24 protein-coding genes are annotated in these 25,901 nt (G+C 63.3%); 12 read left to right on the top strand and 12 right to left on the bottom strand.

Annotated elements, in window-relative coordinates; all coding sequences use genetic code 11:
- The first annotated feature begins 139 nt into the window (after positions 1-139).
- From CK501_RS01720 to CK501_RS01730, 3 genes are read left to right on the top strand one after another with little or no spacing between them, the layout of a single operon-like run.
- Positions 140-1,753 (top strand): methyl-accepting chemotaxis protein, encoded by a 1,614-nt coding sequence (locus CK501_RS01720; RefSeq protein ID WP_095615995.1) that lies wholly within the window; start codon positions 140-142, stop codon positions 1,751-1,753.
- A gap of 36 nt (positions 1,754-1,789) precedes the next feature.
- Positions 1,790-2,974 (top strand): porin family protein, encoded by a 1,185-nt coding sequence (locus tag CK501_RS01725; protein ID WP_095615996.1) that lies wholly within the window; start codon positions 1,790-1,792, stop codon positions 2,972-2,974.
- A gap of 11 nt (positions 2,975-2,985) precedes the next feature.
- The gene (locus CK501_RS01730; protein ID WP_095615997.1) at positions 2,986-3,381 is read left to right on the top strand and encodes a type 2 periplasmic-binding domain-containing protein; all 396 of its coding nucleotides are present in this window, start codon (positions 2,986-2,988) and stop codon (positions 3,379-3,381) included.
- Between the two features lie 89 nt (positions 3,382-3,470).
- Here the strand turns inward: CK501_RS01730 and thiI are convergent, their stop codons facing one another.
- Positions 3,471-4,973 (bottom strand): tRNA uracil 4-sulfurtransferase ThiI, encoded by a 1,503-nt coding sequence (gene thiI / locus CK501_RS01735; protein ID WP_095615998.1) that lies wholly within the window; start codon positions 4,971-4,973, stop codon positions 3,471-3,473.
- A 76-nt stretch (positions 4,974-5,049) separates the two neighbouring features.
- Between thiI and ppnN the strand changes: the two genes are divergently transcribed.
- Complete coding sequence (gene ppnN / locus CK501_RS01740) at positions 5,050-6,429, top strand: nucleotide 5'-monophosphate nucleosidase PpnN (RefSeq protein WP_095615999.1); 1,380 nt, start codon at positions 5,050-5,052, stop codon at positions 6,427-6,429.
- Between the two features lie 172 nt (positions 6,430-6,601).
- On the opposite strand, the gene CK501_RS01745 is transcribed toward ppnN, so the two are convergent.
- Positions 6,602-6,943 (bottom strand): c-type cytochrome, encoded by a 342-nt coding sequence (locus tag CK501_RS01745; protein ID WP_095616000.1) that lies wholly within the window; start codon positions 6,941-6,943, stop codon positions 6,602-6,604.
- Between the two features lie 139 nt (positions 6,944-7,082).
- On the opposite strand from CK501_RS01745, the gene CK501_RS01750 reads away from it, so the two are divergent.
- Positions 7,083-8,225 carry an enoyl-CoA hydratase/isomerase family protein gene (locus CK501_RS01750; RefSeq protein WP_095616001.1) on the top strand — a complete coding sequence of 381 codons (1,143 nt, stop codon included), beginning with the start codon at positions 7,083-7,085 and terminating at the stop codon, positions 8,223-8,225.
- 5 nt (positions 8,226-8,230) lie between these two features.
- Here the strand turns inward: CK501_RS01750 and CK501_RS01755 are convergent, their stop codons facing one another.
- From CK501_RS01755 to CK501_RS01765, 3 genes are all read right to left on the bottom strand, one after another.
- On the bottom strand, positions 8,231-8,914 hold the full coding sequence (locus CK501_RS01755) for an ankyrin repeat domain-containing protein (protein WP_095616002.1): 684 nt from the start codon (positions 8,912-8,914) through the stop codon (positions 8,231-8,233).
- A 67-nt stretch (positions 8,915-8,981) separates the two neighbouring features.
- A complete protein-coding gene (locus CK501_RS01760) occupies positions 8,982-11,081 on the bottom strand; it encodes a tRNA(Met) cytidine acetyltransferase TmcA (RefSeq protein ID WP_095616003.1) in 2,100 nt (699 codons plus the stop codon).
- A gap of 2 nt (positions 11,082-11,083) precedes the next feature.
- Positions 11,084-11,467 (bottom strand): DUF2237 family protein, encoded by a 384-nt coding sequence (locus tag CK501_RS01765; RefSeq protein ID WP_095616004.1) that lies wholly within the window; start codon positions 11,465-11,467, stop codon positions 11,084-11,086.
- Positions 11,468-11,529: 62 nt separating this feature from the next.
- Between CK501_RS01765 and CK501_RS01770 the strand changes: the two genes are divergently transcribed.
- The gene (locus tag CK501_RS01770; protein WP_095616005.1) at positions 11,530-13,767 is read left to right on the top strand and encodes an ATP-dependent helicase; all 2,238 of its coding nucleotides are present in this window, start codon (positions 11,530-11,532) and stop codon (positions 13,765-13,767) included.
- A 5-nt stretch (positions 13,768-13,772) separates the two neighbouring features.
- Here the strand turns inward: CK501_RS01770 and CK501_RS01775 are convergent, their stop codons facing one another.
- Positions 13,773-14,120 carry a DUF4870 family protein gene (locus CK501_RS01775; protein WP_095616006.1) on the bottom strand — a complete coding sequence of 116 codons (348 nt, stop codon included), beginning with the start codon at positions 14,118-14,120 and terminating at the stop codon, positions 13,773-13,775.
- Positions 14,121-14,274: 154 nt separating this feature from the next.
- Between CK501_RS01775 and CK501_RS01780 the strand changes: the two genes are divergently transcribed.
- On the top strand, positions 14,275-15,123 hold the full coding sequence (locus CK501_RS01780) for a cytochrome c oxidase assembly protein (protein WP_095616007.1): 849 nt from the start codon (positions 14,275-14,277) through the stop codon (positions 15,121-15,123).
- Entirely contained in the window at positions 15,120-15,719 is a 600-nt protein-coding gene (locus tag CK501_RS01785; protein WP_095616008.1) for an SCO family protein, read from the top strand. The genes CK501_RS01780 and CK501_RS01785 overlap by 4 nt, the downstream gene beginning before the upstream one ends.
- Here the strand turns inward: CK501_RS01785 and CK501_RS01790 are convergent.
- The 3 genes from CK501_RS01790 to mqo all read right to left on the bottom strand — a co-directional run bounded on the left by CK501_RS01790 (position 15,704) and on the right by mqo (position 18,464).
- The gene (locus CK501_RS01790; protein ID WP_095616009.1) at positions 15,704-15,985 is read right to left on the bottom strand and encodes a hypothetical protein; all 282 of its coding nucleotides are present in this window, start codon (positions 15,983-15,985) and stop codon (positions 15,704-15,706) included. The two genes, CK501_RS01785 and CK501_RS01790, sit on opposite strands and share 16 nt — an antisense overlap.
- Positions 15,982-16,902, bottom strand: coding sequence for an esterase/lipase family protein (locus tag CK501_RS01795; RefSeq protein ID WP_198949349.1), 921 nt, complete (start codon positions 16,900-16,902; stop codon positions 15,982-15,984). The genes CK501_RS01790 and CK501_RS01795 overlap by 4 nt, the downstream gene beginning before the upstream one ends.
- A gap of 80 nt (positions 16,903-16,982) precedes the next feature.
- Positions 16,983-18,464, bottom strand: coding sequence for a malate dehydrogenase (quinone) (mqo, locus tag CK501_RS01800; protein ID WP_095616010.1), 1,482 nt, complete (start codon positions 18,462-18,464; stop codon positions 16,983-16,985).
- 240 nt (positions 18,465-18,704) lie between these two features.
- Here mqo and CK501_RS01805 point away from each other — a divergent pair, with 240 nt between their 5' ends.
- Together CK501_RS01805 and CK501_RS01810 are read left to right on the top strand one after the other, a co-directional pair.
- Positions 18,705-18,932 (top strand): hypothetical protein, encoded by a 228-nt coding sequence (locus tag CK501_RS01805; RefSeq protein WP_095616011.1) that lies wholly within the window; start codon positions 18,705-18,707, stop codon positions 18,930-18,932.
- Positions 18,933-18,943: 11 nt separating this feature from the next.
- Positions 18,944-21,208, top strand: coding sequence for a sensor domain-containing phosphodiesterase (locus tag CK501_RS01810; protein ID WP_095616012.1), 2,265 nt, complete (start codon positions 18,944-18,946; stop codon positions 21,206-21,208).
- Here CK501_RS01810 and gloA read toward each other — a convergent pair whose 3' ends face one another.
- Complete coding sequence (gene gloA / locus CK501_RS01815; protein WP_095616013.1) at positions 21,209-21,754, bottom strand: lactoylglutathione lyase; 546 nt, start codon at positions 21,752-21,754, stop codon at positions 21,209-21,211.
- A gap of 132 nt (positions 21,755-21,886) precedes the next feature.
- On the bottom strand, positions 21,887-23,065 hold the full coding sequence (locus CK501_RS01820) for a porin (protein ID WP_158223013.1): 1,179 nt from the start codon (positions 23,063-23,065) through the stop codon (positions 21,887-21,889).
- Between the two features lie 396 nt (positions 23,066-23,461).
- On the opposite strand from CK501_RS01820, the gene CK501_RS16800 reads away from it, so the two are divergent.
- Both CK501_RS16800 and CK501_RS01830 read left to right on the top strand, forming a co-directional pair.
- A complete protein-coding gene (locus CK501_RS16800) occupies positions 23,462-23,629 on the top strand; it encodes a hypothetical protein (RefSeq protein ID WP_158223014.1) in 168 nt (55 codons plus the stop codon).
- Between the two features lie 129 nt (positions 23,630-23,758).
- Positions 23,759-25,114: an MATE family efflux transporter gene (locus CK501_RS01830; RefSeq protein ID WP_198949350.1), complete on the top strand. Its 1,356-nt coding sequence runs from the start codon at positions 23,759-23,761 to the stop codon at positions 25,112-25,114.
- On the opposite strand, the gene CK501_RS01835 is transcribed toward CK501_RS01830, so the two are convergent.
- The gene (locus CK501_RS01835; protein ID WP_095616016.1) at positions 25,068-25,901 is read right to left on the bottom strand and encodes a uroporphyrinogen-III synthase; all 834 of its coding nucleotides are present in this window, start codon (positions 25,899-25,901) and stop codon (positions 25,068-25,070) included. The two genes, CK501_RS01830 and CK501_RS01835, sit on opposite strands and share 47 nt — an antisense overlap.

Raw genomic sequence — 25,901 nt, forward strand, 5'->3', positions numbered from 1 at the left:
AATAAACCCCGATCAAGGCATTTCAGGCTGAAATATTGCTTGGCTACCTAATTACAAATTGAATACATCTTTTTTCACTAAACAACCCGGCATTTCCCCATAATCCCGCAACTCCGCACAGCTACACCACAGGGACGCAATGCTACAGAGACTCTCCATTTCGCTGAAACTCTCGCTTCTGGTTGGGATTGCGATTCTCGCCTTTGTCATCACCCAGGGCTTTAACTTTTACGTCCAGAACAACAACGCCGGCCGCCTGCACGAGGTGAATGACCAGCTGTATCCAATGATGGAGAAGGCGACCGTCAATCTTGGGCAACTGGAACTGATGGAAGCGCAGATCAACGCGGCCGTAACCACCGGCAATGAGGAGAGGCTTGCCGAGACCGAAACCTATTACAACACCATCCAGACAAATCTGGATGAACTCCAGGACCTGGCTCCCCGGATGAGCGACCGTTTCAAACGGCTTTCCAGGGACCTGGAGCGCTATTACAGCGAGGCCACCCGAATCGCCTCGGCCTTCATCGAAGGTGATGCCGATATGCGGGCGCTGGGCAAGGATGCTTCTGCCAATGCCAAACGCCTGAAGGAGCTGATGAGCGATATGACGACCGTGCGCGATAAAGCACGCGACGCCTTCAGCAACTCCATCGACGAGACCCTCGTGACCACCGAGCGCAGCACAACGCTGGGCCTGAGCATTGCCGTTATCGCGATCGCCACCCTGGTTGTCGTCAGCCTGTTCATCGCCCGCTCGATCACCAGCAGTCTCAACCGCGTCATCCACTCGCTGCGCAACATGGCCTCGGGAGAGGGTGACCTCACTTCACGCATCCAGTATGACGGCCGCGATGAGCTCCGGGAGCTGGTCACCCATTTCAATGCCTTCATCGAAAAGCTGCATTCCGCTTTCGGAACCATCAGCAAGGACGTGGAAGGCCTGGAAGAGGTCTCCCAGCAGCTGTCACAAACCAGTCGAGCGAACCTGCAGCGCATCAACGACCAGTCGTCGGCCATCGCCTCGGCGCGTCACTCCGTGGACGAGCTGGTCAAGAGCGTGGAAGAAGTGGCCAGTTTTGCCAGCGACGCCTCCGAGCAGACCCAGGGCGCGGCGGAATACGCCAACCGCGGTAAGGCTCACGTCTCCGGCAATGTTCAGACCATCCAGGATCTGGCTCAGGAGATCGACCAGAGTGCCGAGCTCGTCAACCAGTTTGAAACCCACTCCACCAAAGTGGCTGGGCTGCTGGACACCATCAAGACCGTTACCGAACAGACCAACCTGCTGGCCCTCAATGCGGCCATTGAGGCTGCCCGGGCGGGTGAGCACGGCCGTGGTTTCGCGGTGGTTGCCGATGAAGTTCGCAACCTCGCCGTCCGCACCCAGAACTCCGCCCAGGAGATTGAGACCGTGATCTCCGACCTGTCGAGCCTGGCGGAATCCTCCGTCAGCGCCATGCAGAACAGTGTCGAAAAGGCCCGCACCGGTGTGGATGCCACAAAGGAATCCGGAGAAGTGCTGCAGAGCATCCTCGAGAACGTTGAAAGCATCAGCAGCATCAACGAACAGATTGCGGCCGCCACTCATGAGCAGACGGCCACCTTCAATGATGTGGTCAAGAACATCACTGACATCCACGGCAACGCCGAACAGATTACTGAAACCACTCAGGAGCTGGACCAGGCGAGCCAGGACAGCCGGGAAATCACCCAGCGCCTGCACCAGATCGCGTCACAGTTCCGCGTCTGACCCCAACAAACTCAAACCCCTTCAATGGAGATAACCATGAAGCAACTGCGCACCACTAAAACCCGCCTCGCCGTGTGCCTGCTGGTCAGCGCCGGCGTCACCGGCGCCCACGCCCAGGAAGAGCGGCTCGACCGCCTCGAGAGCCAGCTTGAACGGCTCCAGCAGGACATGCGCGATTCGCGTGACACCGACTTCCGCATCAACGGCTTCATGAGCACCGGCTATGCCCGTGCCAGCAACAATGCCGGGTACGCGGGTGTTACCGAAGAATCCGAGATCCGCCCCCTGACACTGTTCGCCGTGCAGGGCACCTTTGACCTGAGCGATCAGACCAGCGCCACTTTCCAGCTTCTCTCGCGTGGCGAGCATGAAGCACGGGATAACTGGGAAACCCAGCTGGAATGGGGTTACCTGAGCCATGAGATGGATAATGGGCTGCGTGTTCGCGCCGGCAAGATGCGCATGCCGCTGTTCATGTACTCCGACTCTCTGGATCTGGGGTATGCCCAGCCGTTCGCGCGGGCACCAAGCGCGGTCTATGACCAGGTTACGCTCAGCTCCTACACCGGTCTGGATGCCACCTATGATCTCGACGTGTTTGGCCAGACCATCCGCACCCAGGTCTTCGGTGGCCACAGCAAAGAGGACCGGATGGTTGGCCAGACCAACACCTCTGCCGAGCTGGAGCTGCGTAACATTACAGGTGCCGTGATGTCCTGGACCAACTACACATGGACATTCCGTGGTGTTGCCGCCCGGGCCGACACGAACTTTGCGCCTTTCGGTACCCAGGATGATGACGGTGAGTTTTTCGGTCTCGGCGTGGAATATGAGCAGGGTAACGTCATGGCGGTTTCCGAAGTCACACGCCGCAACGTTGATGGCGTCTTCCCGGACCGGGATGGTGCCTACATTACCCTCGGCTACCGGTTCGACAGCGTGATGCCCTACGCTACCTATGCGTGGGTTGAGACTCAGGACGACGACAAGCGGCCAACGGGCACCCTTTCGACCCAGAATGAGAAGCGCGATGATTACAGTCTCGGCGTACGCTGGGATGCCATGCCGGGCATTGCCCTCAAGGCGGACTGGACTCATTCCCGCGGCTTCGGTGATACCTCTGGCGCCCTGAGCGGTAACGCTATGAGCTTTGCCAGTGGTCAGGGCAACCGGTTCGACCACACCAACATCTACACCCTGAAGCTCGACGCGGCATTTTAAGGAGCCCCGACATGAAAACATTACGCATGATCGCGCTTGCCGGCCTCTTTGCCGCCCCCCTGAGCATGGCGGACGTGGTGGTGATCGCTCACCCCGATGGGCCGGACAACCTGTCTGAAAGCGACGTCCGGGACCTCTACCTCAACCGCAGCAAAGCGGCCACGCCGTTTGAGATTGCTGAGGGCAGTGAGGTTCGAGCAGAGTTTCACGAATGGATTACCGGCCGAAGCAACTCCCAGCTGCAGTCCTTCTGGGCCGAGCAGACGTTCACCGGGGAAGGTCAGCCTCCGGCTGAGGTCAGTGACTCCGCCCGGATGGTGGACGAGGTGGCCGCCACACCGAACAGTGTTGGTTATGCCGACCCGGCGGACGTGGATGATTCGGTCAGTGTCATCCTGAAGCGCTAACCAGCCCCCACGGCCACCCCGGTTGTTACTGGTGTGGCCGTCTTCCCTCCGGCTCACGCCACTATCCAGCCCTTACACCTCTCGACGTATCACTCGTTCGGATCGTAAACCACGACGTTGTCGTGCCCCTCAGCAATGAGGTGCCCCGCGTGCAGCGTGCTCATGCTGCCTTCGTCGCAGTAAAGAAGGTAGCGGTTGCCGGCGTCCAGCTCTGAAAAGCGGTGGTTCAGCTCGTAGAAGGGAATGGAACGGATCTCGTTGTTGGTCAGCGTCAGCGGCGCATCCGCCGCCTCGCCGGGGTGGCGGATGTCGATCACCACGTCGCCGGGTGAGGGCGTGTTCACCCGCGGCACATCGTCGATCCCCACCTCGCTTTCCAGCATCTGGTCCACCGCCGTCATGGTGCGGTTGGCCACGGCGGCATCCAGCACCGCATCGTCGAAGAAGGACTCGTCGCGCTCAATGCGACCTTTCTTCGCCCGCGTGGTCGGCCGGTCCGAGATCACGCCACAGTATTCCGGCATGTTCGCCGCCATCCAGTAGGCGCCGATCCGGTCCGCGACGTCAATGATCTCGTCTTTGTTCATGAACACCAGCGGCCGCATTACCAGCATGTCCGTGCTCTGGTCGATCAGGCCCAGGTTGATGGGCGTCTGGCTGGAAACCTGGGAAATGCTCTCCCCTGTCACCAGCCCGGTAATGTGCATCTCGTGGGCAATGCGCTCCGCCGCCCGCAGCATCAGACGCTTGAGCACCACACCCCGGTAGGCGTGGTTGACCCGGGTCATCAACTCGCCGAGGACACCCTCAAAGGGCACCGAGATCATGTAGACCCGGTGGGAGGACTGGTAGTCCGCCCAGAGGTGGCGGACCATCTGCCGCACGCCCGCCTCATGGGCCGTACCGCCGAGATTGAAGAACAGGAAGTGGGTCTGGAGCCCGCGCCGGATGGCCATGTAGGAGGACACGGCCGAGTCGAACCCGCCCGAAATCAGGGACAGAACCGGCTCCTGGGTCCCGATCGGGAAGCCTCCCTGGCCCGGGTAGCGCCGACGCACCACCACCATGCTCTCGCGTTTCACCTCCAGATTCACCGGAATCTCCGGGTGTTTGAGGTTCACCCCCGCAGCGTCCGTGTTCTTCAGCAGATGCCCGCCCAGGAACTGTTCCAGTTGCTGGGAGCTGAAGCTGTGCTCGCCCCGGCGCTTCACGCGCACGGCAAAGGTCCTGCCCGCCAGCCGCTCGCGGTAGACATGGGTCACTTTCTCGGCCGCATCCTCGAAGTTCTGCCAGGGCAGGTCGTCCACCAGCAGGATGAACTGGGCGCCGGGCATGCGCTGGAGGTAATGGATAACACGCTCGGCCAGGCCCGCCTCCTCACCGTGTTCCGCCGTGCGCCGCTGCTCCGCCTCCGGGTCCTCGCCCGGCACGTACACGTCGATGCGATCCCAGCCCGGGCGCACATCAATCCGCTCGTCGAGCTGGCGCATCATCCGGCGGACATTACGCCGCATCTGGCGCAGCTGCTTGCGCCGCACGGGATCGGATTTGACCGCCATTTCCGGCGAAATCTTGATGAGGTAATGGACCATGGGTAACACTAGTCGGCTTGGATCGCGCTCTGTTCAGCAGAAGCGTGATTTTAACCGACACCGAAGGCCAAATACTATGTCCAGAAACGGCGTTCACGCGCGCGTCTCTCCCGAAGGCAGTCTCGAGATTCTCTCCAGCAAGGAGGTGAACCAGCTCAAGGACGACGGCGAAGGCGGCCTCTACCATCTCTTCCGCCAGTGCGCCCTGGCCGTGCTCAACAGCGGCACCATCAGCGACGACAGCAAGGCCATCATGGAGACCTACCAGGACTTCGGCCTGGCCCTGCTGCAGCAGCCGCGCGGCATCAAGATCGAACTCCACAACGCCCCGCCCAGCGCCTTCGTGGACGGCGCCATGATCCGCGGCATCCGCGAGCACCTGTTCTCCGTGCTGCGCGACATCGTCTACGCCAACTCCATACTGGCCACCGCCGGCTGGTACAACCCCGAACGCTCCGAGGACATCACCAACCTCGTCTTCCAGGTGCTGCGCAACGCCGAGATCCTCAGGCCGGAACACGAACCCAACATCGTCGTCTGCTGGGGCGGCCACTCCATCAGCCGCGACGAATACGATTACACCAAGGACTGCGGCCACGAACTCGGCCTGCGCGGCCTCGACATCTGCACCGGCTGCGGCCCCGGCGCCATGAAGGGCCCCATGAAGGGCGCCACCATCGCGCACGCCAAGCAGCGCATCGACGGTGGCCGCTACATCGGCATCACCGAGCCCGGCATCATCGCCGCCGAGGCGCCGAACCCGATCGTGAACGAACTCGTGATCATGCCGGACATCGAGAAACGCCTCGAAGGCTTCCTGCGCGCCGGCCACGGCATCGTCGTCTTCCCCGGGGGCGCTGGTACCGCAGAGGAAATCCTCTACCTCCTCGGCGTCCTGCTCGACCCCCGCAACGCGGACCTTCCCTTCCCGCTGATCTTCAGCGGTTCAAAGGAGAACGCCGACTACTTCGAGATGATCGACCAGTTCATCCGCAACACCCTCGGCGACCAGGCCGCCAGCCGCTACCGCATCATCATCGACGACCCGGAAGAAACCGCGCGCGCCATGAACGAGGGCATGGAAACCGTACGCGACTACCGCCGCTACAGCCGCGACGCCTACTACTTCAACTGGATGCTCACGGTCGACCCCATTTTCCAGACCCCGTTCGAACCTACCCACGACAGCATGCGCGCGCTCAACCTCAGCCGCGACCAGGAACCCCACCGCCTCGCCGCCAACCTGCGCTGCGCCTTCAGCGGCATCGTGGCCGGCAACGTCAAGGCCGAGGGCATTCGACAGGTGGAACAGCACGGCCCCTTCGAGATCGAAGGCGACCCCGAGTTCCTCGAACCCCTGGAAACCCTGCTGGACGCCTTCGTGGCCCAGAACCGCATGAAGCTGCCCGGCCAGTCCTACAAGCCGTGCTACCAGATCATCGAAAAGGCAGAGTAACCGCCATCAGAGAAAGCAACACAGTCGGAAGGAGGGGATTCGGGGCACCTCGGAGGGAAACTCGATCGCCATGGATGGCGATCGGTAGCCTACAGGGATGTACTTGCCGGCGGTTCCCGGAGAGGTGCCCCGAATCCCCGCCCAAGCAAAAGACACTCAGTCTTAAGACGTTTTACTCTGCAGCCCCAGTCCGAGGCATAGCTGCGTAATAAGCCGCCAGATCCCGCAACTCCTGCTCCGAAAGCCCCGAAACCTGCCCATGCATCACCGTCGCCTGCCCCCCACGCCGGTTCCCCTTCTGATACGCCCTCATCGCCCGGAACAGATACTCCCCATTCTGCCCCGCCAGCGACGGATACCGATCCACCGCCGCAATACCATCACTGCCATGACAGGACGCACAGCCACTCGCCAGCGCCTCGCCTGCATCCGGATCACCGGCCGGCGCCTGACCCACAAAGAAAAACACCAGCGTCAACGCCACCGCCGCCAGAACCGCCAGGATACTCCGCATGCACACCTCCCCGTTTACCAACCCCGCATTATAACCGCTGCCCCGGCGCACGCACCCGCCTCGATTGGTGCCCCGGCGCAATTCCGGTAGGATAAGGGCCCGTATTGAACGGCCAACGCGGTATACAGGAGGCACGCCCATGGGCGCCGACACAGCGCAGAACCAGGCCGAGGACGCCGTCCTCTTCGAGAAACAGCCATGCCAGGAGGGCGCACTCGGGCTTATCACCCTCAACAACGCCCGTAAATTCAACGCCCTGACGCTGCCGATGATCGAAGCCATCCAGCAGCAGCTCGACGCCTGGGCCGAGGACGACGACGTGCGCGTGATCGTCCTCTGCGGCAACGGCGAGAAGGCCTTCTGCGCAGGCGGTGACGTGCGCTCGGTGCACGACGCCATCCAGAACGCCAAGGGCCGGCCCGGGAATGACGGCGAACGCTTCTTCGCCGCGGAATACCGCATGGACTACACCATCGCTACCCACCCGAAGCCCGTGGTGTGCTGGGGCCAGGGCGTGGTGATGGGCGGCGGCCTGGGCATGATGAACGCCTCGCGCTACCGCCTGGTTACCCCCGACCTGAAAATGGGCATGCCCGAGATCAGCATCGGCTTCTTTCCGGACGTGGGCGCCAGCCGCTTCCTCAACCGCCTGCCCGGCAGCATCGGCATGTTCATGGGGCTGACCGGCGCGACCCTGAACGTTGCCGACGCGCTGCGCGTGAGCCTGGCCGACTATGCCGTACCCAACGACGGCTTCGATGAGCTCATGAACCGGCTCCGTGACCAGAGCTGGACCCGCTCACCGGAGACCAATGACCGCCACCTGCTGGAAACCCTCCAGGGTTTTGCGGCGGGCTATCAGCTGGACCTCTCCGAATCCAACCTCGAGCGCCACGAACAGTTCATCAGCCGGATATGCCGCGGCCGGGACGTGGTGGCCGTGGTCAACGCCATTCTCAATACCGAAGCGGAATCCGAGTGGTTCCAGGCCGCCCAGAACAACCTGCGCAACGGCTGCCCGGTATCAGCGCACATTGTGTTCGAGCAGCTGCACCGGGGCCTGCAGCAGAGCCTGCGCGACATCTTCATAATGGAGCTGATCGTGGCGGTGCACTGCGCCCGCCATCGTGATTTCCTGGAGGGGGTGCGTGCCAGGCTGATCGACAAGGATCACGAACCGCGCTGGACGCATAAAGACGTCGCCAGTGTTCCGGCGGGCTGGATCCGCTCCCATTTCACCGCTCCCTGGCCGGAAGGCGAACACCCCCTGCAGGACCTGTAGCCGGGTCAATCGCCTCCGGCGTTCTGCAGCATCATCACCAGGTCCCGGTTGCCGTTCGCCCGCGCCACATCCAGCGCGGTGCGGCCATCCGGTGCCCGGTAGTCCACGCCTGCCCCAGCATCCACGATGACCCCGGCAAGCAGCAGATCATTCCGGGCCACCACGCGCATCAGCAGTGACTCACCTTCCTCATTGACCGTATTCACGTCCGCATCCGCCCGCAGCAGCCGGTTGGTGGCACCCAGCTGGCTGTTCAGGACCGCGTAGCTCAACGGCGTCTCGCCCGCGTCGCTGCGTGCGTTCACATCCGCTCCGGCGCGGACCAGAAGATCGATGATGCGTTTTCGGCCGGCCGCAGCGGCTGCCATCAGGGGCGTGATACCTCCTTCCAGCCCGCGGTCCGGGTCAGCCCCCTGTCGCAGCAGGTACCACACCGTCTCCCCGTGTCCCGCGTCCGCCGCCTGATAGAGGGCGGTGCCGTCCGGGCCCATGGCATTGAGCGCGCCACCTTCGGCCACCAACGCTTTCACCCGGTCCAGATCACCCTCGGAGGCGGCCTCCATCAGGGCCGTGCTCGTATCCGTGCGTGTTTCGGCGCGATCCGGCCCGGGTGAGCTGCCGCAACCGGCAAGCACCAGGGTGCCGAGCAGGAGCAGGGCCGGCAGTGGATTCAGGGGGCAGGGGCGCATGGGTTACTCCCGGGAATGGATTTCGCCACATTGTTCGCGGATCACCACCCCGATGAAACCGAAGCGGTCACACTCCGCTTTCCGACCATTCCTCAACAAGGGACCGGGCCAGCGACCGGAGCCGCTTCAACCCCGGGCGCCGGCCCGCCACCAGCCCTTCCTGGCGCAGCGCTTCCCAGTCCGCTCCCCCGGTGACCGCCCGCTGCCAGAGCTGCCGCTCCCCATCGCTCCAAGCAGCAACCCCGGAAGGAACCAGAGACGCCAGTGTGGCCAGTGGCAGCCGGGTTACCTCCAGTTCCCTGGCCCCTTTCACGAAGGCCTCGATCTCGCGCCAGTCGTCGTCACTGAGCATTCCGGGCTCCCATGCCGGGGGCGCCGGCATCATCGCCTCCACCGCTGCCTGCACCTCGGGCTCAAGACCCTTCAGTACCGGCAGAAGCCAGGGCCAGTGTGCTGCAAAGCGCTCGGCCTGGGAGCGGCACAGTTCCGTGCCTTCATGATTGAGCGGCCTGCCCAGCATAGCGGCATGGGTACCGCTGGCCGCATCGCGTTTCGTGCCCAGCCGCAGAAAGCGGAACCCGGCGACCCGCCAGAACGCCATCAGGGCCGGCGTGGCGCCAAAGCTGGTGGCCAGCACGTCAACACCGCCCGCAATGGCAACTCTCTCCATCTCCGCCAGCAATTCCTGCCCGATCCCCTGACGGCGCCGATCCGGGTGCACAGCAATCCGGGTCACGCGCAGATAGCGCCGGCGTGCCGCCTCCGGGTCACCACCCTGAAACGCCAGGGACTGCGCCACCAGGTGCCCGCGTGGCCGGCGCTCGCCCAGCCAGACCGAGCGCGCCAGTTCCGCATCCAGCCCGCCCTCGTGCAGCCCCCAGACCACGCCCACGGGGGCATCGCCCTGGAGGGCCGCGACAATAACCGTCTCGGGATCATCCAGGAGCTGGCGCAGGTCGTCCGGGGAGGTCTGGTAATGGGCGCTGACCAGCAGACCCATCACGGCCTTCAGAAGCCCGTCATCGGTCAGCAGTTCATTCTGCGACACCACCCGGTAGGCCACCGGTTCACCCGAAGAGGTGATCTCCGGCAGATCCGCATCCAGGCACAGCAACCGGTTCATCAGCATTTCCAGCGGATCGTCCGGCGCCCAGCGGATGGGCTCATCCAGCATCACCCTGTCCCAGCCCGGATGGTTACGGTCCAGAACGGCACGGAACCGAAGGTCGAAGCCCCTCCCGGTCCCTTCGTACCCGTGCACGGTGGTCGCCAGAACCGCGCCCGGCCAGCGCGCCGTCATCGCCGCCAGCATGGGTAACGGCAGGGTAGCCGCCTCATCCACCATCAGCACGTCAGCCTCCGGCGCCTGGCGAAGCAGTTCATCCGGCGCCACGAACATCACCCCATCCCGGCATTCTTCAGGGACGAAATGCCAGAAACTGTCCAGCGCGGAGGGGCGAGCAGCGGTTACGCAGACCCGCGTGCCGTATTCGTTTACCAGCCGTGTCGCGGCCATGCCCAGGGCCGCGGACTTACCCCGGCCGCGATCCGCACGCAGGACCACGGGTGCGGGCTCTGCCGCTGCGCCCATGGCCATAACCGCCTCAATGGCGCGCTGCTGATCATCGGTCGGCCCCCGAGGAGCCTGCCGGGCCACTGCGGGCGGAGCCGGTGGCTCAAGGAAGGCGGAATCCGGTGTAACCAGCGCATTGGGTGGTTGCCCCGCCGCCTGCCCCAGAAGCCGCGCCATCCGGGCCAGAAATCGATAGGGTGGGGCATGGTGGCGCAGGCGGTCGTAATCCGGATCCGGCCCTTCCGACCAGTCCACAAGAGGCGGCACCAGCCAGACCAGCAGGCCGCCGCCCACCAGGGCCCCGCTGACCGCGCCCAGCCCCGCCGGGTGGGTACCTGAATGACTGTCCCAGACAATCATCGAGAGGTTCCGGCCCAGCCATTGGCGGGCCTGCGCGCCGCTGCACTGGTACATCCCCGGCTCCGGGTCGGCATCACCCACCCACAGGCCGGCGTCTTGCCGATACGCGGCCACCTCCTTCGCAATCGCCCGCCCCCAGTCCGCAGGGCCCGCCAGCACCAGCACACTTCGATGCCGCCGCGCCCGGATCACGGGCAGGGTCGCCTCCAGCCACTGGCCGAGTGCCGGTTCCATGCTCAGTTGAGGTCCACCGCGTAGGCCTTGAGCGTGGCGAAATCCACATACTCAAGCATGGACTCATGGGTGGCCTGGAGCACAATGCGCGGTGCACAGCCGGCCTCATACGCTTCCTTCCAGCGCGCGGCGCACAGGCACCAGCGATCCCCGGGCTTCAGCCCCTCGAAGCCGAACGCGGGCATGGGCGTGGCCAGGTCATTGCCCCGCGCACTGGAAAACTCCAGGAAAGCTTCCGTGACCTCGCTGCAGACGGCATGCACGCCCATGTCCTCGGGCCCCACATGGCAGCACCCGTCCCGGTAGAAACCGGTCATGGGATCATAGCCGCACGCCTTCAGGGGCTCGCCCAGGACATTGCGCTGAATGCTTTCCGGTTCGCTCATACCATTACCCTCATTACCTCTGCTGCCGTTACAATGATCGCCGCTGCCCGAAGGTCCCCCGCATGATGTCACTGACGGACGAACAGAACAGGGTCGTCACCCTCGATAACCAGCACTGCGTGATCACCGCCGTGGCCGGCAGCGGCAAGACCACCACGCTCGCCTGGCGCATCCGTTACCTGCTGGAGCAGGGCCATGACCCGGCACGCATCCTGATCCTGATGTTCAACCGCAGCGCCCGGGCGGACTTCCAGGCCAAGCTCCAGACCATCACCGCCGACACCCGACTCCAGCTGCCCGAGATCCGAACCTATCATGCCATGGGCCTGCGCCTGTACCGCCGTTTCGTACGTGAGGGCTACCTGCCCGCCTGGCAGGGTGAGGTTCTGACCGAACAGGAAGTGAACTTCCAGGCCTGGCAGCTGACCCTGCGTTTTGCGCCCGAGGACCTGCAGGACGAGATCCGGCGCAACAAGAAGGAATTCGTGGAGACGGCCACAGGCTTCATTGACCGGGTCAAGACGACTCTGGACAGTGCGGAAACCGTCTTCGAAGCCCTGGGGTTCGAGCCGAAACACCGCTACCTGCTGGACCTCTACCACGCCTTCGAGAAATGGCGGAAGGACCACCGCCGCATCACCTTCGCGGACATGCTCTACGAGCCGGTTGTGGCGCTGCACGAGCACCCCGAGCTGCGGGAGCTGGTATCCAACAAGATGGACATGGTGCTGGTGGATGAGTATCAGGATACCAACGAGATCCAGCACCTTCTGCTCAAGGTCGTGGCCGGTGACCGTGCCCGGGTCACGGTGGTGGGCGACCCGGACCAGACCATCTACGAGTTCCGGGGGGCGCGACCGGAGTTCATCCTTTCGCGCTTCCGCGAGGAGTTCCCGGACCCGGTGGAACTGAGCCTGTCCTACAGCTTCCGGTACGGCCACCGCGTGGCGCTGCTGGCCAACCACCTGATCGCCCACAACAGCGACCGCAAGGAGGTGCTCTGCCATTCGCATCCGGGCACCCCGGATACCACCATCGAACTGGAGCAGGTGCGTGAGGACGCCGATGCCGTGGTGCGCCTGGCCGAACAGCGCCAGCAGGCCGGCCAGCCGCTGGAAGACATGGCGGTGCTGGTGCGGGTCTGGAGCCAGAGCGTGCCGATTGAGCTGCGGCTGCTGGCCCGGGGCGTTCCCTACCGCATTGATGCCCACAAGGGCGCGCTCTTCACCCGCGAGGTGGCGGCGCTGATGGAACTTCTTGCGCTGGCCGCCGGCGAACACCGCGAACCCGGGGACGCGGCTCGTGCGGAGCGGCGCCAGTGCTTCCAGCAGGTGCTGCGCTTCCCGCACTGCGGCCTGAAAGAGCAGGAACTCAACGCCATCGCCGACCAGCTGGCCGCGTTTACCCGGGACTGGGGTCAGGTGCTGCAGCAGCTTGATACCAGTGACTGGAAGCCACTGCCCGCGCGCAAGGTCCGCAAACTGGGCGAGGCGCTGGCGGCACTGGAAGGCAGCCGCAGGCCGGCCCATCAGATCCTGGAGGACTACGCCACGGCCACCGAGCTGTTCGAGGGCATCCGCAGCCTGGCGCTGACCCACGAGCAGGCGGACGAGCGCATCGGCACCGTGGCCGGTTTCCAGCGCTATCTGGCCACCCTGAACCTGGACGCCCCCACAGCCCTGCGCCACCTGCGGGATCTCAAGGCCCGCGCCGGCTCCAACCAGCAGGCGGGCGTGCACCTGGCCACCATCCACCGCACCAAGGGGCTGGAATGGCCGGTGGTGGTGATCCCCGGCCTGCAGGAGAAGACGTTCCCCTACACCGCGCGTGGCAGCGCGGACCTGGATGCCCTGCTCGAAAGCGAACGTCGCCTGCTCTACGTGGGCATCACGCGCACGAAGGAGCATCTGCACCTGCTTACCACGGACGGCTCGGACCCCGAGCGCCTGCCCAGCCGCTTCGTGGCGGAATGCGCCTTCGGATTGAGTCGGGAGCTGGGTGAAACACTGGCAGACGGGGAACGCGACACCGTAACCCTCACGGAGCCCGCCACCCGCATCGCCCGGCGCTATGCGCAGCTGCACGACGTGGCGCTGGAAGCCCCATCACCGGAAACGGCGTCACAAGAGGCCCAGACCCACCCCATCTGGCAGGCCCGGGAAGTGGAACACGTGCTCTACGGCGCCGGCGGCGTGGTACGGGAGACGGACACCGCCTTCGAAGTACGCTTCCATTCCGGCCGCACCCTGCAGTTCAGCAAGCAGAGTGCGCACCTGTACTTCCGCGCCCTCTCACACTGAGCCGGTCAGCCGAAGAGCCAGGTGGTCGGGTCCGGGTGGGCCCGGCCCTCGTTCAGCGCCACCATGCCCTTCACGCACCGGATCAGGAACCAGACCACCGCCCACACCAGAATCAACCACCCGATGCCAATGGGCATGGTGATGGTTGAGACCACCATGTACAGCAGCCCGATCCAGAAGGTGCGGATCTGGAACCGGTAATGGGTGCGCAGGCGTTCATCGTCCACGGTTCCGTTCACATAGGCGATGATCACACCAATGATTCCGGTAACCCCGGCTACCAGACTGGCCAGATACAGGGCGTAGACAATCATTGGCCAGGTCTTGTCGAAGGGCGCTTCAGTCTCGGTCATGGACAGCTATCCTCAATTCATCATCAGTGCTCGCCAGTGTAGCCGGGGAGCCGGCACTGCAGCCAGAGTGGCCCGTCAATCCGAACGCAACGGTGAAAATCCACACACCTTCCGGTATTATTGCGGACCGCAACACACCATCACCCGGTTGCCCATGAGCTGGTATCACTACCTCCTACCCTATGATTTCTCGCCGCTGACGCTGATCGCGTTCGTGGTGGTGCTGACGATGTATCTGCAGGGACTCTATGCACTGCCGGCGGAGGAGCGCCCCGGCGCGCTGCGGGTCTTTACCTTCCTGCTGGGGCTGCTGCTGTGCTACACGGTGATGCACACGCGGTTCGACTACTACTCCCAGTACATGTTCTTCATCCATCGCGGCCAGCACCTGGTGCTCCACCACCTGGGACCGCTGCTCATGGTGCTCTCGAACCCGCTCCCCATCATGCGTTTCTGGGCGCGCCAGCTGCCTGGCTGGCTGGCCCCCTTCCTGTGGCCGGTGAAGATGGCCTACCGGGTGCTGCAGCAGCCCCTGATCGCCGCCACGCTGTTCGTGGGGCTGATCTACCTCTGGCTCACCCCGGAGCTGCATTTCGATGCCATGCTCAGCCGCCCCCTGTACTGGGTCATGAACTGGTCCATGCTGCTGGACGGGCTGCTGTTCTGGTGGCTGATACTGGACCCGCGCTCGCCGCACACCGAGCGGGTCCTGGGCTATGGCAAGCGCATCATCCTGCTGGTGCTGATCATTCCGCCCCAGAGCGCGCTCGGGGCCTGGATCCTGTTCTCGGACAGCATGGTGTATGACGTCTACGAGGTCTGCGGCCGGGCCTGGCCCATGGCGCCGGAGACCGACCAGATGCTGGGCGGGGTCCTGACCTGGATTCCGCCGGCGATGATGAGCGGTATCGCCATCCTGATCGTGGTCGGGCGGATGATGCGCGATGACCGCAGCAACGCGAAGACACAACAGGCTGATGAAGCCCGGGAGGTACACGCATGAGCCGGATGATCCACAGCCTGAGTGTTCTGACCCTGCTGCTGGTGCTGGCCGGCTGCAGCGGCAGTGACACGGACTGGAACGCCAAGAACATACGGGGCCTGATGCCGGATCTCGAGTTCAAACTCACGGCCACCGACGGTGAACCCTTCACACCGGAGGACAGGGCCGGGCAGGTGCGGCTGCTGTTCTTCGGCTTCACCAACTGCCCGGACATCTGCCCGGCGACCATGGCCCGACTCCAGAACGCCGTGAAGCAGATGCCGGAGGCCATGCGCGATGAGGTGACGCTGCTGTTCGTGAGCGTGGATCCGGAACGCGATACGCCGGAACGCGTCGGGGAGTACGTGGACTTCTTCGGGGACAACATCGTGGGCCTGACCTCGGACGAGGAGACGCTGCGGACACTGGCGAAGCGTTACCGCACCACTTTCGGCTATGGCAAGCCCGATGAGAACGGCGACTACGACGTCTCACACAGCAACGCCGTCTACGTCTTCGACGGCCAGGGTCGGGCACGCCTGCTGATCCGCTCGGGTCAGTCCATCAGCCAGATCAGTGAGGATCTGGAGACGCTGGTACGTCAGGGTCGGGACTGAAGACCAAGACCAGCGGCGGCATTGAGGCCTCGCCCGAGCAGGGCGACGCTGCGGTAGGAGATCCGGCTGATACCGTGATGCATGAGCCGTACTGGCCTACTCACCGGCCGGGTCACCGGAATGACTTCCAGCACGTTGAACGTCTCGTCCGCAATGGACAGGTGGATGCGTTCCAGGCCCAGCGCCGCCTCTTCCAGACTCACGCCTGCCAGATCCGCAACGCCACACCACCAGCGCATGTTGTTGCCTGTGGTTTCAGTGGTCATGTCAGCCACTCCTTCAGTTGCCGGGCCACTTTCGGCTCATGGGCGAGCCGGACGTGGTGGATTCCGGGGAAATTCGCAATGTCCCTGAGTACCCAGCCGGAGCGTTCATCGCCCCGAGCGCTGGGTTCCTGGACCAGGGCGTCACCGAACAGTGTATTCACGGGGTGCGCCTGGTTGCGCGTAAGCAGTCCCGAAACCACGTAATGATCCACACTGGGCAGCAGTGGCGGCTCTTGCGCGTCAGGCCGTGTCACCTCGCCGCGGGACAGGTTGCGTATGCCCTCACTGCGCAGGTCGATGAACTCGCCCGCTACCCGCAGGTAATCCTTCGGCATCGCTGCCAGATGTTCCGCGACCCGGTGCGCTCCCCGGGCCAGCCAGGAGCCGTCATGGGGTGAGCCGATGTAGACGCAGCTTCCCACACTGCGACACCACTGATGCCCACTCTGACGCCCGTGATGGCAGGCGGCCCGGATCAGAAGCCCGCCCATGCTGTGGCCGATCAAGATCAGGTTTGCCACCGGCACCGGCCAGTTCTCAATAAGAGTTTCAAGCTCTTCCGCCATCATCTCGCCGTTACGGTAAACGGGCAGGCCAGTGTTGTAGCGCAGGGCCAGGGAGGTGCCACCCAGCGCCCGGGCCAGCTCCGGTCCGTAGCCATTGTCCGGTTCATGCCGGTAGGACCAGACGGATTCCAGCTCGGTCAGGCCATGGATCAGGAACACGAGGGTACCGGAAGCATCCGGCACCTCGGGGGCGCCAGTATCGAGGGCGCGCCCCTGATGGCGGACCTGCATGGGCATGGCGAGCGGGCTCTCACGGGCCTGGAGCCAGTCCCCGAGAAACCCGCTGGCAATGGCGGAAGCGTGGTCCTGCCAGCGTGGCATGGGCGTGCTGATGGAGGGTTCAGTGGTCATGGTTACCCAGTATACACCAGTATACCGGGGTACCACTGACTTCAGGGCCGGTCAGGGCCGCCAGCGTGGCCACCGGCGGCTCACTCGTTCAGCTTGAGGGTACTCAGGGTATAGGGGCGGACCTCATTGAGCAGATCGGCATCCTCCTTGAGCGAACGGCCGTGGGAAGGAATCATTTCCTGCAGCCGACGTGTCCACTCGCCATCCTCGGCCATCTGACCCGGGAAGCAGCGCTCCAGCACATCGATCATCGCCTTGGCGGCAGTGGATGCCCCCGGCGATGCCCCCAGCAGAGCGGCCAGACTGCCGTCGCTGGCGGCCACCACTTCCGTGCCGAACTGCAGTACACCCCGGCCATTAGCGTCTTTCTTGATCACCTGAACGCGCTTGCCGGCGTGCTGCAGGGTCCAGTCATCGAACTTCGCACGGGGATAGAAGTTGCGCAGTGATTCGATCCGCTCTTCAGCGGACTGGAACACTTCGCCAATCAGGTAACGGGTCAGGTCCATGTTGCTCATGCCCGCGCCCATCATGGAGGAGAAGTTGCTGCCGCGCAGGGAGGAGAACAGGTCGAAGAAGGAGCCCTCCTTCTGGAACTTCGTGGTGAAACCGGCAAAGGGCCCGAACAGCAGGGCCGGCTCACCGTTGATGATGCGGGTGTCCAGGTGCGGCACGGACATGGGCGGCGCGCCTACCGGCGCCTTGCCGTAGACCTTGGCGTCATGGCGCTCGACCACGTCCGACTTGCGGCATACCAGCCACTGGCCGCTGACCGGGAAGCCGCCGTAGCCCTTGCTTTCCTCGATGCCGGATTTCTGAAGCAGCGGCAGGGCACCGCCGCCGGCGCCGATGAACACGAAGTCCGCCTCCAGGTGCCGGTTGGCGCCGGTATGGCGATCCCGGCAGGCGACCTTCCAGCTGCCATCGTCCTCCTGGTCCATGGTCGTGACAGAGTTGTTCAGAAGCAGCTCGAAGTTGGGCTTGCTCTCAAGGTAACGCACCAGCGCCCGGGTCAGTGACCCGAAGTCCACGTCCGCGCCATGCCCGACCCGGGTAGCTGCAACCGGCTCCATGGGGTCACGGCCATCGGTGATCAGCGGCATCCACTCCTCAAGCACGCGCGGGTCCTCTGAGAATTCCATCTCCTTGAACAGGTGATGCGCGCTCATCAGCTCGTGGCGCTTGCGCAGGAAGTTCACGTGGTCCTCACCCCAGACGAAGCTGCAGTGGGGTGTGGTGTGGATGAACTCCCCGGGGTTCAGTTCGCCCTTGCTCACCAGATAGGACCAGAGCTGGAGTGAGACCTCAAACGCCGAATTGATGTCCAGGGCGCGGTCGATGCTGATGTTGCCCTGTTCATCCTCGGGCGTGTAGTTCAGTTCGCAGTAGCCGGCATGGCCGGTTCCCGCATTGTTCCATCCGTCGGTACTTTCGTGGGCAACGTGGTCGAGGCGCTCGACCAGCGTGATGTTAAGGGAAGGATCAAGCTCCCGGAGGATCACCCCGAGAGTGGCACTCATTACGCCCCCGCCTACGAGGACGACATCCGTGGTGGTCGTCATGAACACATTACCTCAGCCTTTTGGGCGACACGGCGCAGAATGATAACAGATGTTCACCTGCAATTTCCCGGCGCCGGGTGCGAACACTAACGGCAACATCCGTCGACGGGTATTCGACCTTCGTTGTAGAGCGCCGGTGACAGACGGACACATTCTGGTAACGAAGTTACCGTATGAGCAGGGTGGGAGGGACGCCAGAATAGTATCAAACAGGATTCTGGCGATCAGAACGAGGTCGATATGCCGGTCAGTGAGGAAACACTTGAACGCATCCAAGGGTATAGTATCGTTCGTATTACCGAGACGGACGGTCACGGCCAGCCCGAACTCGAGACCTATGCCCTGCGCCATGAGGCGGGAGGGCAGCTGGACGAGTTCGCCGACTATCTGGATGCGGTGAAGACACTCAACCGGATCCTTTTTCCGCTGCCGGGGCTCCCTGAAGTAAGGCTCAACAAAGCAGGTTAACCGACAGCGGCATGTTGCCAACACCCAGCATTCTGACCGGAGCCCAGCCCCGCTCAGCCCAAGCCCCCGCGACCACCCACTGGCGGTCGCCTCTGGGCTGGATCGCCCTTGCTCTTGTACTGATCGCCAGCGCCGAAGCATCACGCTGGTTCACCATCGGCGACCAGTCGATGTCCGCCCTCTGGCCACCAGCCGGGATCTTCATCGGCGCCACGGCGGCACTGGGCTATCGCGCCCTTCTGGTCATGACACCCGTTTTCTTTATCTGGCTCCTGTGGCTCGACGGCTCTCCCCCTGTGCTGGCTGCCCTGGCAGCAACCGGCCAGTGCCTGGGGGCGGCAACCGGTGCTTTCCTGATGCGGCGGTTCTGGCGCCTGGGCCAGAAAAAGGGCCCCTTTTCCGAACTCATCGCCCTCTACACCCGGGCGGCCCTTGCCGGGGGGCTGGTCACCTCCCTGTTCGGAGCCGTCGGCTACCGTCTGGGCAGCCCGGTTGCCGCAGCAGCCACGCTCCACGACACCGTATTCGTGTACCTGGCGTTCGAGGCCCTGGGCATCATTCTGTTCGCACCCCTGACCTATTCGCTGCTGAGCAATCCCCGCTACTTTTTCCAGCAGATCCGGCTCGACTGGATGCGGCGCATGCCCTGGATCTGGCTGGCCCTCACCTCAGGGCTGATCCTGCTGGCTCTGCTGGTGCACGGTCTCAATGAAAGCTCCTACGCCACCGCCATTGGCTTCGCCTTTTTCCCATTGCTGTGCTGGTTCATTCTCCAGACCCGGCCGCCCAGCGGGCTGGTTGCCATCCCGGTTTTCGTGGGGGTGTTTCTGGGGCTTTCCCTGAATGGCATGGGCGGCCTCCCCCATATCATCACACTCCCGGACCTGATCCGTTCACTGCTGCTGGTGGGCGGTCTGGCGGTCATGTGCCAGGTGCTGTCCGCCATCACGACGGAACGGACACGGCTGATACAGGGGTTCCAGGAACAGGCGCGGACGGATTTCCTGACCGGACTGCGCAATGACCGGGCCTTCACGGAGGACCTCAGAGCGGCTCTGGATGAGCGCACGCACAGCGACAGGGCGCCCGACTGGCTGGTCTATCTCCGGGTCCTTGAAGCGGATCGCATCGAGGAACTGCTGGGGTTCGAGGCCAGTCATGCACTGGAACGCCAGCTGGCAGCCCGGCTCATGGGGACAACCGGTCCCAGGGCCATGCCCGCCCGCATTGCGGACGCCACCTTTGTTCTGCTGATGCCGGCAGAGTCCACAGCGGTGCTGTACCGGCAGCTGGAGTCACTCTACACCGACTTCGACGGCAGTGTGCTGGAACCCGGCGGACACCAGACCCAGATCCGGGTTACCGTTGGCGCAGCGCCGCTGGACGGCAACCTCGAGGACCCCATCCACTATCTCAGCGCCGCCACCCAGGCCGCACACCAGGCCGAGCAGCATTCGCCACGCATCCATATCATCGAGAACACGCGCACCCTGATCTCAGAGCGCCACGCCACAACCCAGCAGATCGAACGGCTCAAATCCGCCCTGACCGAGGACCGCCTGGAGCTCTTCGCACAGCGGATCCAGCCGTTCTCACCCCAGGATACCGGCCTGCATTACGAGATCCTGGTACGTCTGCGCGAGCGTGACGGGGAACTGGTCAGCCCGGGAGGCTTCCTGCCGGTGGCGGAGACCTTCGGCTTCATGGGTGAAATTGACCAGTGGGTGATCCGGACCACACTGAGAACCCTGGCCGCCAATCCGGAATGGCTCGCAAGCACGGCCAAATGCGCCATTAACCTGGCAGGAACCTCCCTTTCCAACCCGGAGCTGGTGGCCTTCATTGACCAGGAACTGCGGGTTGCCGGTGTTCCCGCCGCCAAGATCAGCTTTGAGATCACCGAGACGGAACAGATCGGTAACCGCTCCGCCGCTGTGGCACAGGTCCGCGCCATGCGCGAGCTGGGCTGCAGCGTCTCCCTGGATGACTTCGGCACGGGGCTGGCAACCTTTGACTACCTGCGCAGCTTTGAGCTGGATTTCGTCAAGATTGACGGGATCTTTGTGCGGGATCTTCTGGCCAACCACCAGGACCAGAGCATGGTGCGCGCCATCTGCGAGGTGGCCCGCAGCATGGGCCTGCGCACCATTGCGGAGTTCGTGGAAGGCGAGGACCTCATCGAGGCCCTCCGGCAGCTTGGCGTGGATTACGGACAGGGCTTCGGGATCGCCCGGCCCGCGCCCATCCATGAGCTGTTCGAGCAGCCAGCGGCCTGATCAGGCCCGGCCCATCTTCGCCAGGGAGTCCGGCTGGAAAAGCTCCACCCAGTAGCCATCCGGGTCCCTCACGAAAGCAATGCCTTTCATATTGCCGTCGTTCGGCCGCTTCTGGAAGGGCACCCCCAGGGTCTCCATGCGCTGGCAGGCGGACTCCACGTCCGGCACGGCCACTCCGATGTGCCCATAGCCCTTGGGTTCTTCATTGCCGTTGTGGAACTGCTTGTCCGGATCCTTCTCGTCACCCCAGTTGTGGGTCAGCTCAATCAGCGCTTCCCGCCCGAAGTTGTAGGTCGTGCGCGCCGCGGGGTCTGACGGCACCTCGGACTCTCCCCCTTCGGGCAGATAGCCCAGGAAGTACAGGGTGAACTGCATATCCTCAAAGTCGAGCTTCCGGATCAGACGCATGCCCAGCGCACGGGTATAGAAATCCAGACTTTTCTCCGGATCCTTGATGCGGACCATGGTGTGGTTCAGGCGGTACTGCTGCGTCTCCGCATCCGGTTCATGGCAGAGGCCGGGGGCGTCATCGAAATGCTGTGGCATGGTGCTCTCCTGTTGATGGCTTTACACAGGAGATGGGTACGAAGGGGCGGTGTTCCAAGGCCACCGGGGCCGCAACGAAAAACGGCACCCCTAGGGGTGCCGTTCGTGCTGCAGTTGCTTCCGATCCGGTGATCAGAAGTTGTGCTGCAGGGCGACCAGTGCGACGGTTGCAGTGCCGCCGGAAACCGCAGCGCCATTACTGTCCACTGAATCATCATAGTCGGCAGTTTCAAGCTCGAGGCGGATATCAGTGCGGTCAGACAGCGCCTGCTTGATGTAGCCGTACACGTTCAGATCCAAGTCTGCGACCGTGTTACGGTCATCGGACGCCTGTGACACACCAAGGTGACCGCTCAGGCCGTTACCGAAGTCCATGAAGGACGCAACTGCGATGCTGTCCACCTTGTCATCAGCTGCGTTGTCCAGATCCACCATGGTGTAGTTCGCCGCAAGCTCCAGGGCATCGGTGACGCTCCAGCGTGCGCCCACGTTGTACAGGCTCGGCTCCTGATTCAGGGTAGAAGGAGCGACAGGGTCGCCATTCCCATCCTGATAACCAATAGTCGAATCGTAGGTATTGAACTCAGTCGCGTAAACTGCGTTAAAGCTGATGCGCTTGTCGATACTGTACTGGAACGCCGCCTGCAGCGATGTAATCCCTTCTTCGTTCTGAACGGTGTCTTCGTCCGTGTTGTTCTGAGTCGCAGAACCTTCACCAACACCCAGCGTTACCTGAGCAGCAAACGGATCAGAGTGGCCCCAGGCGCTGCCATACTCATAACTGATGGCGCTGTCCTGGCGGAAACCAAATGCCTGGGAATTGCTCAGATTTCCGGTGGTGTAGTAATAGGAACCGTAACCGTGCACGTCAGTACGGTGCGTGTTCCAGCCACCGAACTCGTAGAGCGCCTGCCACTGGGAACCGACCTTGACCTTACCCCAGTCACTGCCAAGCGCGACCCAGCCGAGACGGGTGCCGAGGTCACCAGAAGCAGTACCGCCATCTTCGTTGAGCACGTCAACGGAGAATTCCATGTTATAGGATGCGGTCAGGTCAGCAACATCCAGCTCCTCGGAACCACGCACACCGAGCCGCGATTGAAGGCCGTTGGACAGGGCGAAGTCCCGGTCATCGGAGTTGCCCGCGACCGAATTGAGCCCCTGGAAAATATCGCCACCGACACCATCACTGTCAGAGTAATGCTCAATGCCGATATCAATCAGGCCGTAAATTTCCGGTGCCGCCATTGCACCCACGGGTGCAGCTGCCAGACCACCACTAACCGCAAGGGCCAGGATCTTCTTTTTCATGGTCATCATCCTCTCTGTCTTTTCTGGTTCACTTCCCAGTGACGCATTTCTTGTTGTGCGCCTCCGAGTTTTCCCGCCTCTGCACCCACTTGGGTGAGGATGCTAAGAGGGTAGATCAGGATATGCCGTTAAGCAAAATTAATTTGTCATCAACCCGAAACACTGATTCCTCACCATGGTTTCCGCCATTGGTTCCCCGTATGACGGGCTTGATCGGGTTTTTAGTGAGCAGGCTAAGTAACTTTCCGTATTTTCCTATTGGAAACAAAAGACCATGATTGTCATGTCTCTTGACGGGAGGCAATACGACGTTAACCCGAATACGGCTCACAATGCCGCATCGGGGTGACGAAACCAATGACTTACATCAACCGGAAACCTTAGAGGAGGCGAATCATGCGCACCAAATTCGTTCAATCAGATGTTCGCCGCCGCGGTACTGCGCCGGTTGAGGCATCCCGTCGGGCCGATGTGAACCGTCCCAACAAAGACAACATGACGCTTGAAGCACTGACCCGCCCCGCTCAAACGCGCAGTCTCAAGGCGGTACTCCGTCGCAAGTAACTGGTACGCCAGGCAATCGTAAGGGAAGGCACTCAGAAAGGGCCTTCCCTTTTGTGTGTGTGAATCCCCCACCATCTCCGCTAGCATAATGCCCTCTTCCGCACTGCCAGTGGAGCCGCGACGTTACCCATGATCAACACCTCCGTGGACAACCCACGCCCGGGCCGGGAACTGTTCCATCTCACATGGCCCATGCTGTTCGGCGTTCTGGCGCTGATGAGCTACCAGCTGGTGGACAGTGCCTTCATCGGCCAGCTGGGCGTCAAGCCGCTGGCAACGCTCGGTTTCACGGTGCCACTGCAGATGTTCATCATCGGCGTCCAGGTCGGTATCGGCATTGCCACCACCGCCGTCATATCCCGTGTACTGGGCGCGGATGATCCGGTCCGGGCCAGGCGGCTCGGCGGGCTGGTGGTGGTCGCCGGCGCGGCGCTGATTGCGCTGCTGGCGCTGGCGATCTGGCTGGGTCGTTACTGGATCCTGGCGCTGCTCGGCGGCAGCGAGGATCTCCAGCCCCTGCTGGACGCTTACTGGCCGCCATTCCTGTTCGCCGCATGGCTCGGCGCCGTGCTCTATTTCGGCTACAGCCTGTGCCGCTCCCACGGGGATACGAAACTGCCCGGGGCCATGATGGTGATCACCAGCCTGGTCAACGTGGCTCTGGACCCTCTGTTCATTTTCACGTTCGACTGGGGCATTGCGGGCGCCGCCTGGGCGACAGTAGTCGCGTTCGGCACCGGCACTCTCGTGGTTTTCTCCCGGCTGTTCGCACGCCAGTGGATCACTTTTATTCTGGCGGAACTGCCGATCCAGCCCGCGCTGGCCCAGCTGGGCTCCATTGCCGGGCCCGCCATGCTCAGCCAGCTGATGCCGCCCATTGCGGCCATGCTGGCCACTGGCTTTGTAGCCACCTTCGGCGAGTCCGCCGTGGGTGCCTGGGGCCTGGGCTCACGCCTGGAGTTCTTCTCGCTGGTCGCGGTGCTGGCCCTGACCATGGCCATGCCCCCGATGATCGGCCGCTACGTGGGCGCGGGGCGGCCGGATCGAGTGGAACTGCTGGTCTGGCTGGCGGTGCGTTTCGTGATCCTGCTCCAGCTCGGAATCGCCGCGGCCTGGCTGCTGCTCTCCGGGCTCCTGTCCTCGCTGCTGGCCAGTGACCCCGAGGTGCAGGGGCACCTGGCGAATTTCCTGCTGCGGCTGCCTGTGAGCTGGAGCGGGCTGGGCGTGTGCATGCTGATGGTCTCGGCCTGCAACGCCATGGGGCTGCCGATGCGGGCACTGATCATCTCGATACTGCGGCTCTTCGCCTGCTTCCTGCCCCTGCTCTGGCTCGGCGGCCATATCGGCGGGCTCAACGGGCTGTTCACCGGCGCCATGCTCGGCAACATCGCCGCCGGCATAACCTCATGGCTGCTGTACAAACGCGGTATCGCTCACCTCAACGAGCAAGCCGCTCAATCAGAGCCCGAACCATCGGCTTCATGAACCAGGATTCCTCGGGCATGACGTCCACGCCGACGCTGTACTGGGCGAGCCTGTCCGCCACGATGGGCCCGACCGCCACCACCAGGAGCCGGTTCAGTGCCTCCGTCACAGCGGGCTGAATGCCAATGCCCTTCGCTACGTCCATGAGGCGCTTGACCTGGGCCTGGCTGGTGAATGCGATGGCATCCAGCTCCCCCCGGACCAGCCCCTGGGCCAGGGCCTCGACCTGTTCGCGGTTGCTTTCATCCGCGTAGACGTAGGGTGCCACGGTATCCACGTCCGCGCCCTGATGGCGCAGGAACCCGGTCAGTTTCTCATTGGGTTCCTCGCCGTAGAGCTGCACGCCCACGGTGTGGCCCTGCAGGTCATGCTCGCGCAGGCTGGCGATCACACCTTCAGTGGTCGCTTCCTCCGCAGTGAGGTCATTCTTCAGCCCCAGTTCCCGCAGGGCGTTCACCGGTTTGGGGCCACGGGTGATCTTCCGCACGCCAGACAGGGCTGTTACGAAGGCCTCATGGCAGCCCTCGCGTTCGGCCGCCGCGGCAAGACGGCGAAGACCCTCGCCCGTAAGCAGGATCAGGTCATCCATGGCACCGGCGTTGAAGCGCTCCAGCCAGGCCCGCACGGCCTCCTGATCCGGGGTATCCAGGATCGAGACCAGAGGGCACCGCCAGGTCTCAGCGCCACGGCGCTCAACCATCTGCGCCAGCACGTCGAGCTGGCGGGTTTCAGGCAGGGCGATCCTGAGCCCCGCAAGGGGCTCACCTTCCAAGGCCTCATCCGCCAT

Origin of the sequence: Halovibrio salipaludis (assembly GCF_002286965.1) — a bacterium.
Classification (GTDB): Bacteria; Pseudomonadota; Gammaproteobacteria; order Pseudomonadales; family Oleiphilaceae; genus Halospina; species Halospina salipaludis.

Excerpts from the sequence above, each read along its gene's own strand:
- CK501_RS01770 (WP_095616005.1), top strand. The coding sequence starts at position 11,530 with ATGATGTCACTGACGGACGAACAGAACAGGGTCGTCACCCTCGATAAC.
- CK501_RS01730 (WP_095615997.1), top strand. The coding sequence starts at position 2,986 with ATGAAAACATTACGCATGATCGCGCTTGCCGGCCTCTTTGCCGCCCCC.
- ppnN (WP_095615999.1), top strand. The coding sequence starts at position 5,050 with ATGTCCAGAAACGGCGTTCACGCGCGCGTCTCTCCCGAAGGCAGTCTC.
- CK501_RS01720 (WP_095615995.1), top strand. The coding sequence starts at position 140 with ATGCTACAGAGACTCTCCATTTCGCTGAAACTCTCGCTTCTGGTTGGG.
- CK501_RS01785 (WP_095616008.1), top strand. The coding sequence starts at position 15,120 with ATGAGCCGGATGATCCACAGCCTGAGTGTTCTGACCCTGCTGCTGGTG.
- CK501_RS01790 (WP_095616009.1), bottom strand. The coding sequence starts at position 15,985 with ATGACCACTGAAACCACAGGCAACAACATGCGCTGGTGGTGTGGCGTT.
- CK501_RS01755 (WP_095616002.1), bottom strand. The coding sequence starts at position 8,914 with ATGCGCCCCTGCCCCCTGAATCCACTGCCGGCCCTGCTCCTGCTCGGC.
- thiI (WP_095615998.1), bottom strand. The coding sequence starts at position 4,973 with ATGGTCCATTACCTCATCAAGATTTCGCCGGAAATGGCGGTCAAATCC.
- mqo (WP_095616010.1), bottom strand. The coding sequence starts at position 18,464 with ATGACGACCACCACGGATGTCGTCCTCGTAGGCGGGGGCGTAATGAGT.
- CK501_RS01795 (WP_198949349.1), bottom strand. The coding sequence starts at position 16,902 with ATGACCACTGAACCCTCCATCAGCACGCCCATGCCACGCTGGCAGGAC.
- CK501_RS01750 (WP_095616001.1), top strand. The coding sequence starts at position 7,083 with ATGGGCGCCGACACAGCGCAGAACCAGGCCGAGGACGCCGTCCTCTTC.
- gloA (WP_095616013.1), bottom strand. The coding sequence starts at position 21,754 with ATGCCACAGCATTTCGATGACGCCCCCGGCCTCTGCCATGAACCGGAT.
- CK501_RS01745 (WP_095616000.1), bottom strand. The coding sequence starts at position 6,943 with ATGCGGAGTATCCTGGCGGTTCTGGCGGCGGTGGCGTTGACGCTGGTG.
- CK501_RS01805 (WP_095616011.1), top strand. The coding sequence starts at position 18,705 with ATGCCGGTCAGTGAGGAAACACTTGAACGCATCCAAGGGTATAGTATC.
- CK501_RS01775 (WP_095616006.1), bottom strand. The coding sequence starts at position 14,120 with ATGACCGAGACTGAAGCGCCCTTCGACAAGACCTGGCCAATGATTGTC.
- CK501_RS01725 (WP_095615996.1), top strand. The coding sequence starts at position 1,790 with ATGAAGCAACTGCGCACCACTAAAACCCGCCTCGCCGTGTGCCTGCTG.
- CK501_RS16800 (WP_158223014.1), top strand. The coding sequence starts at position 23,462 with ATGCGCACCAAATTCGTTCAATCAGATGTTCGCCGCCGCGGTACTGCG.
- CK501_RS01810 (WP_095616012.1), top strand. The coding sequence starts at position 18,944 with ATGTTGCCAACACCCAGCATTCTGACCGGAGCCCAGCCCCGCTCAGCC.
- CK501_RS01760 (WP_095616003.1), bottom strand. The coding sequence starts at position 11,081 with ATGGAACCGGCACTCGGCCAGTGGCTGGAGGCGACCCTGCCCGTGATC.
- CK501_RS01765 (WP_095616004.1), bottom strand. The coding sequence starts at position 11,467 with ATGAGCGAACCGGAAAGCATTCAGCGCAATGTCCTGGGCGAGCCCCTG.
- CK501_RS01780 (WP_095616007.1), top strand. The coding sequence starts at position 14,275 with ATGAGCTGGTATCACTACCTCCTACCCTATGATTTCTCGCCGCTGACG.
- CK501_RS01830 (WP_198949350.1), top strand. The coding sequence starts at position 23,759 with ATGATCAACACCTCCGTGGACAACCCACGCCCGGGCCGGGAACTGTTC.
- CK501_RS01835 (WP_095616016.1), bottom strand. The coding sequence starts at position 25,901 with ATGGCGGATGAGGCCTTGGAAGGTGAGCCCCTTGCGGGGCTCAGGATC.
- CK501_RS01820 (WP_158223013.1), bottom strand. The coding sequence starts at position 23,065 with ATGAAAAAGAAGATCCTGGCCCTTGCGGTTAGTGGTGGTCTGGCAGCT.